This is a genomic window from Mesorhizobium sp. M7A.F.Ca.ET.027.03.2.1 (assembly GCF_003999175.1).
In the GTDB taxonomy this organism is placed as follows: domain Bacteria; phylum Pseudomonadota; class Alphaproteobacteria; order Rhizobiales; family Rhizobiaceae; genus Mesorhizobium.
Map to the genome: position 1 here is coordinate 1 of NZ_RZOM01000219.1, position 6,868 is coordinate 6,868.

Genomic DNA, 6,868 nt, shown 5'->3' on the forward strand with positions numbered 1-6,868 from the left:
TTCCGGGCTGGCGGCGATCAATCCCGCCGGCAGGATGCCTTTCTCGACCAGCCGGTTCGGCCCGCAGATATCGGCGATGGTTTCCTCGAACAGGTCGGCGCGCTGCACGAGGCCGGCGCTGATCGCCGCCCACTCGCTCTCCTCGATGAGAACCGGGACATGCGCCAGCGGCCATTCGCGCTCATTGGCACCGGCCTTGTCATAGACGCGGTAATAAACGCCGGCATCGCGCAGATACTGGTCGGCGCGGGCAAAGCGCTGGCCGAGCTTTTCAGCGCCAAGTTCCTCGAGCGCCCCGACAAAATGCTTCCAGGCCGGGCGAGGATTGCCTGACGCATCGACCATCTCGTCGACGACGCCGTCGATCGGCTGGTAGTGCTCCAGCAGGCTGTGGGTCTGCGGCTTGCCGCGTCCCCTCTTGTGATTCCCCTTTGCCATCGCTGATCAGAGTCTTGCCGGCCGCCGAAGGTCAAGGGTCATCGGGAAATCTTCCGCCGGTTGTTCTTCACGGATCACATAGGCGGATGGCGTATGGCCGCGCGGTTCGAAGCGGGCGAGCCGCCGAGCTTCCGCCTCGTTGCCATTGACCGGAAAGGTGTCGTAATTGCGCCCGCCGGGATGGGCGACGTGGTAGACGCAGCCGCCGACCGCACGTCCCGACCAGCGGTCATAGATGTCGAAGACCAGCGGCGTGTTGACCGGCAGCGCCGGATGCAGGCCCGATGCCGGCTGCCAGGCCTTGAAGCGGACGCCCGCCACCGCGACCTCTCTGTTGTCCGTCACCTTCATCGGCACGATACGGCCGTTGCAGACGATCGCGTGGCGCTCCGGATTCAACCCTTCGGTCTTGACCTGCAGCCGTTCGACCGAGGAATCGACGAAACGCACGGTGCCGCCGATCGCGCCTTGCTCGCCCATGACATGCCAGGGTTCGAGCGCCTGCCGCAGTTCCAGCTTGATGCCGGCATGCTGAACCTGACCGCAGAACGGGAAGCGGAATTCGAGCTGGGCGTCGAACCATTCGGGCCTGAATTCGAAGCCGTTGAGCTTGAGGTCGTCGAGCACGTCGAGGAAATCGGCCCAGACATAATGCGGCAGCATGAAACGATCGTGCAGTGAGGTGCCCCAGCGCACGAAGCGGCCATCGAGCGGGCTCTTCCAGGCACGGGCAATGATCGCCCTGACAAGCAGTTGCTGCGCGAGGCTCATGCGTGCATTGGGCGGCATCTCGAAGCCGCGGAATTCGACCAGTCCCAGCCGACCGGTCGGTCCGTCCGGCGAAAACAGTTTGTCGATGCAGATTTCCGAACGATGCGTATTGCCGGTGACGTCGGTCAACAAATTGCGGAACAGCCGGTCGACCAGCCATGGCAAGGGTGCGTTGCCCCGGTCCGGATGCGGTACCTGCGCCATCGCGATCTCAAGCTCGTAGAGCGAGTCGTGACGCGCCTCGTCGAAGCGTGGCGCCTGGCTGGTCGGCCCGATGAACAGGCCGGAGAACAGATAGGACAGCGACGGATGACGCTGCCATTGCAGCACCAGGCTCTTCAGCAGGTCCGGCCTTCGCAGGAACGGGCTGTCATTGGGTGTCGCACCGCCGACCACGACATGGTTGCCGCCGCCGGTGCCGGTGTGGCGGCCGTCAATCATGAACTTGTCGGCGCCAAGCCGTGTCTGCCGTGCTTCCTCATAGATCGCCGTCGTCGTCGCCACGCAATCCTGCCAGTTGGAAGCAGGATGGATGTTGACTTCGATGACGCCGGGATCAGGCGCGACGCGGATGACGTTGAGGCGCGGATCGTGAGGCGGGCCGTAGCCCTCGATATGCACGGGAAGGCCGATCGCCTTCGCCGCGTTCTCGGCCGCAGCGACCAGTTCGAGATAGTCTTCCAGCGCCTCGACCGGCGGCATGAATACGCAAAGCCGCCCATCGCGCGGCTCGACCGAAAGCGCGGTGCGCACCGCGCCGCCGATCTCGGTGATCTCTTGTTCGACCCGGTCCTGCTGGCCGGTCGCAGCGGTGAACGATGCCGCTTGCTGGCGGCGCGCCATCTCGTCGGCACCTTCCAGTTCAGCCGGAGCCGCCGAGGGCAGGATGGCTTCACGCGCGGGCAGCGGTCCGCGTGGCAGCGACGGATCGACCGGCACGATGTAGGGGAATTGCTCCGGCGGCACATAGGGCAACGTGCCGAGTGGCAGGCGGTAGCCGACGGGTGAATCGCCGGGTACCAGGAACAGCCGGCCGCGCCGCGTCTTCCATTTTTCCGAGCGCCAGCGCGGATCCGATGCCTGGCTATTCCAGCGCTGCACCGGCAGCACATAGCCGGACGGCTTGGTCAGTCCGCGTTCGAACACCTTCGCCATACGGCTGCGTTCTTCCGGATCCTCCAGCCTGGAGTTGGACGGATCGACATTGTCAGGCAGCTTGCCTTCCTTGAGCAGCCATTCGGCCGGATCCTCATAGGCTTCGCTGACCATGGCCTTGTCGATGCCGAGTTCGCCGGCAATCGCGGTGAGCAGGCTTTCGGCCTGCTTCGGGCCGATATCGGCCTCGCTCTTTTCGCGTGCGATTAGCGACGGATCGCTCCATACCGGCTGGCCGTCGGCACGCCAGTAGAGCGAAAAGGTCCAGCGCGGCAGGCTTTCGCCCGGATACCATTTGCCCTGGCCGTAATGGAGAAAGCCGCCGGGCGCGAAGCGCTCGCGCAGTTTACGGATCAGTTCATCCGCCTTTTCGCGCTTGGTGGGACCGGCGGCGGCGGTGTTCCACTCGGCCGACTCGAAATCGTCGATCGACACGAAAGTCGGCTCGCCCCCCATCGTCAGCCGCACGTCGCCGGCGGCAAGCGCTGCATCGACCTTGTTGCCCAGCGCGTCGAGCGCCTGCCAGCTTTCGTCCGAAAATGGCTTGGTGATGCGCGGATGCTCGGCGATGCGGTCGACCCGCATCTCGAAGCCGAATTCGACATTGGCGAAGCTCGCCATGCCGGAAATGGGAGCCGCGTTGCGGAAATGCGGCGTGGCGGCCAGCGGCACATGGCTTTCGCCGGTGAGCAGGCCCGAGGTCGGATCGAAGCCGATCCAGCCGGCGCCGGGAAGATAGACCTCGCACCAGGCATGCAGATCGGTGAAGTCTATCGCCGTTCCCGGCGGACCGTCGAGCGCGATCAGATCGGGCTTCAACTGGATCAGATATCCGGAGACGAAGCGCGCGGCGATGCCGAGATTGCGCAGGATCTGCACCAGCAGCCAGCTTGAATCCCGGCATGACCCCTTTTTCGCGGCCAACGTCTCATCCGGCGAGAACACCCCGGTTTCCATGCGCACGATATAGGCGATCTCGCGCTGCAGCCGCGCATTGAGGTCCACCAGGAAATTGACGGTGTTGGCAGCGCTGCGATCGATGGTGTTCAGCAGCGCCGACAGCAGCGGTCCCGCCGGTTCCGGCGTGCGATAGATGGCGAGATCGTCGCGGATTTCTTCCGAGTACTCGAATGGAAATGCCTCGGCCGACGGCTCGACGAAGAAATCGAACGGATTGTAGACCGTCATGTCAGCGACGAGGTCGACCTCGATCTTCAACTCCGTCACCGGCTCCGGAAACACGAAGCGGGCTAGGAAGTTGCCGTAGGGGTCCTGCTGCAGATTGACGAAGTGGTTGGCCGGCTCGACCTTGAGCGAATGGCTCAGCACCTTGGTGCGGGAATGCGGCGCCGGCCGCAGCCTGATGATCTGGGGCCCGAGAACCACCGGCCGGTCGTACTTGTAGTGGGTCAGGTGGTAGACAGCTGCCAGAATTGCCATGGAGCCCCGGAATTCAGCGTTTCAAACGATTTCGCTGAACCCTGACACATCTGGCGACCATTCTCCAAGCAGAGATGTTGCGGTGCACCTAATTTAAGCAACGGTTGCCGGCTCAGAAAAACGCCTGTATCCCCGTCTGCGCCCGTCCCAGGATCAGCGCATGCACGTCATGCGTGCCTTCATAGGTGTTGACCGTCTCCAGATTCTGCGCGTGGCGCATGACGTGGTAGCCGATCTGGATGCCGTTGCCGCCATGCATGTCGCGGGCCTGGCGGGCGATGTCGAGCGCCTTGCCGCAATTGTTGCGCTTGACGATCGAGATCATTTCCGGCGCCATCTTGCCTTCATCCAGCAGTCGCCCGACGCGCAAGGACGCCTGCAGCCCAAGCGCGATCTCGGTCTGCATATCCGCCAGCTTCTTCTGGTAGAGCTGCGTGCCGGCCAGCGGCTTGCCGAACTGCTTGCGGTCGAGACCGTATTGGCGGGCGCGATGCCAGCAATCCTCGGCGGCGCCCATCGAGCCCCAGGAAATGCCGAAGCGAGCCCGGTTGAGGCATCCGAACGGTCCGCCAAGGCCCTTTGCGTTGGGCAGCAGCGCGTCTTCGCCGACCTCGACGTCTTCCATCACCACTTCGCCGGTGATCGACGCCCTGAGCGACAGCTTGCCGCCGATCTTCGGCGCCGAAAGCCCCTTCATGCCCTTTTCCAGAACGAAGCCACGGATCTCGTCCTTGCCGTTCTCGCCCTTCAGCTTCGCCCAGACGACGAACACGTCGGCGACCGGCGCGTTGGAAATCCACATCTTCGAACCGGACAGCTTGTAGCCGTTGGCGGTCTTCTCGGCGCGTGTCTTCATGCCGCCTGGGTCGGAGCCGGCATCCGGCTCGGTCAGGCCGAAACAGCCGATCCACTCGCCGCTGGCAAGCTTGGGCAGGTACTTCTTGCGCTGTTCGTCCGAGCCATAGGCGTAGATCGGGTACATCACCAGCGACGACTGCACTGACATCATCGAGCGATAACCCGAGTCGACACGTTCGACTTCCCGCGCGACCAGTCCGTAGGTCACATAGTTGGCGCCGAGACCGCCGAATTCTTCAGGGATGTTGATGCCGAGCAGGCCGGCCTCGCCCATTTCACGGAAGATCGCGGTATCGAATGTCTCGTTGAGGTAGGCGTCCTCGATCCGAGGCGCCAGTCTGTCGGCGGCGAAGGCGGCCGCACCGTCGCGCACCATGCGCTCGTCTTCCGAAAGCTGGCCCTCGATCAGGAACGGATCTTCCCAGACGAATGCATTCTTGTCGGCGGCCATGGCGTTCTCCCAACCAAGTGCATGTCGCCCAAAATGACATGCATGAAGCAAAATCTTGGGCCGTTCTATCGGCCTGCGCCTCGAAAAAATCAAACGAAATTGATTCACCGATCAATGAGCTTTAGGAATGGATCATGAGTGTCCAACGCCGCCTTTTGCCGAACATCAGCGCCCTTGCCGCTTTCGAGGCCGTGGCCCGCCTCGGCAGTTTCACCGCCGCCGCCCAGGAGCTAGACCTGACCCAAGGCGCGGTCAGCCGGCAAATCAGATTGTTGGAGGATCAGTTCGGCCGCCGACTGTTCGAACGCGACAGCCGCAATGTCAGCCTGTCGACATCGGGCGAAATCTACGCCGAGGCGGTGCGTTCAGCACTTGGCCAGTTGCGTGACGCAGCCCTTGGATTGATGAGCAATCGGCATAGCGGCATCCTGAACCTTGCCATTCTGCCGACCTTCGGCACGCGCTGGCTGATGCCGATGATCCCCGATTTCGTAGAAAACAATCCCGATATCACCATCAATTTCGTCACCCGCGTCGGCCGCTTCGACTTCGCCAGGGAGAGGCTGGATGCCGCCATCCACTATGGCCTGCCGGACTGGCCTGAGGCCGACTCGACACTGTTGGTGCGCGAAACCGTGGCGCCGGTCGTGTCGCCCGAATTCCTCGCCGGTCGCGCCATCGCCTCACCGGCCGATATCGGCCGCCTGCCGCTGCTGCACATGGCGACGCGTCCTGGCGCCTGGACCGAATGGTTCGAGCATCAGGGCCTGAGCGCGCCGACCGGACCGGGCATGCAGTTCGAGCAGTTCGGCACCGCCGCCCAGGCCTGCATGGCGGGGCTCGGCGTGGCGCTGCTGCCGCTGATCCTCATTGCAGGTGAATTGCAGCGCGGCCAGTTGGTGCCGGCGCCAGGCCAGCCCATGCAAAGCCGCAGCGCCTACTATCTCGTCGTCCCACACCACAAGCGCGGCCATCCGCCAGTCGCCAGTTTTCGCGACTGGCTGCTGGGCCAGGTCGAGAAGGAGCCGGCCGTTCTGGCGTGGTAGCTACTTTCGCTTCAGCGCATCCGCCAAGGCAGCACCGAATGCGCCTTGCTGTGCCGGCCGCTCCGGCTGGCGTTGCTGCGGTGCCGGCGAACGTGGCCTGCCGCCACCATTGTCGCGTGGCCCGCCACGCGGTGCGCCACCCTCGCCGCCATCCTTGCGCATGGAAAGCGCGATGCGCTTGCGCTTGATGTCGACGTCGACGACCCGCACCTTGACCACATCGCCGGCCTTCACGACCTCATGCGCGTCCTTGATGAACCGGTCGGCCAGTTGCGAGACATGCACCAGCCCGTCCTGATGCACTCCGATATCGACAAAGGCGCCGAAGGCGGCCACATTGGTGACCGTGCCTTCGAGCAGCATGCCGGGCTTCAGATCCTTGATGTCGTCGATGCCGTCGGCGAAGGTCGCCGTCTTGAAGCCTGGGCGCGGGTCGCGGCCGGGCTTTTCCAGCTCCGCCAGGATGTCGCGCACCGTCGGCAGGCCGAAACGCTCGTCGACGAAGACGCGCGGGTCGAGTGCCTTCAGCGCGGCACTATCGCCCATCAACGACCGCACATCGCGCCCGCAGGCGGCGACGATCTTCTTCGCCACGCCATAGGCCTCCGGATGCACCGACGAGGCATCGAGCGGCTCGCTGCCATTGGCAATGCGCAGGAAGCCGGCGGACTGTTCGAAGGCCCGAGGTCCAAGCCGAGCCACCTTGAGC

General features: G+C 64.0%; 5 protein-coding genes. 1 reads left to right on the top strand and 4 read right to left on the bottom strand.

Features of this window, described 5'->3' with window-relative positions; translation table 11 throughout:
- The 3 genes from EN750_RS12200 to EN750_RS12210 all read right to left on the bottom strand — a co-directional run.
- The coding region (locus tag EN750_RS12200) for a circularly permuted type 2 ATP-grasp protein (RefSeq protein WP_189526162.1) at positions 1-438 on the bottom strand (438 nt) is incomplete at its 3' end.
- Positions 439-444: 6 nt separating this feature from the next.
- Complete coding sequence (locus EN750_RS12205; protein WP_127396576.1) at positions 445-3,804, bottom strand: transglutaminase family protein; 3,360 nt, start codon at positions 3,802-3,804, stop codon at positions 445-447.
- Positions 3,805-3,916: 112 nt separating this feature from the next.
- Entirely contained in the window at positions 3,917-5,113 is a 1,197-nt protein-coding gene (locus tag EN750_RS12210; protein WP_127396577.1) for an acyl-CoA dehydrogenase, read from the bottom strand.
- A 134-nt stretch (positions 5,114-5,247) separates the two neighbouring features.
- On the opposite strand from EN750_RS12210, the gene EN750_RS12215 reads away from it, so the two are divergent.
- Positions 5,248-6,159 carry a LysR family transcriptional regulator gene (locus EN750_RS12215; protein ID WP_127396578.1) on the top strand — a complete coding sequence of 304 codons (912 nt, stop codon included), beginning with the start codon at positions 5,248-5,250 and terminating at the stop codon, positions 6,157-6,159.
- Here EN750_RS12215 and EN750_RS12220 read toward each other — a convergent pair.
- Positions 6,160-6,868, bottom strand: a 709-nt coding sequence (locus EN750_RS12220; RefSeq protein WP_127396579.1) for a S1 RNA-binding domain-containing protein, incomplete at its 5' end; no start/stop codon positions are given. It lies immediately after the preceding gene.

What these genes read in the sequence shown, in the direction of transcription:
- EN750_RS12205 (WP_127396576.1), bottom strand. Translation starts at nt 3,804, where the DNA reads ATGGCAATTCTGGCAGCTGTCTACCACCTGACCCACTACAAGTACGAC.
- EN750_RS12210 (WP_127396577.1), bottom strand. Translation starts at nt 5,113, where the DNA reads ATGGCCGCCGACAAGAATGCATTCGTCTGGGAAGATCCGTTCCTGATC.
- EN750_RS12215 (WP_127396578.1), top strand. Translation starts at nt 5,248, where the DNA reads ATGAGTGTCCAACGCCGCCTTTTGCCGAACATCAGCGCCCTTGCCGCT.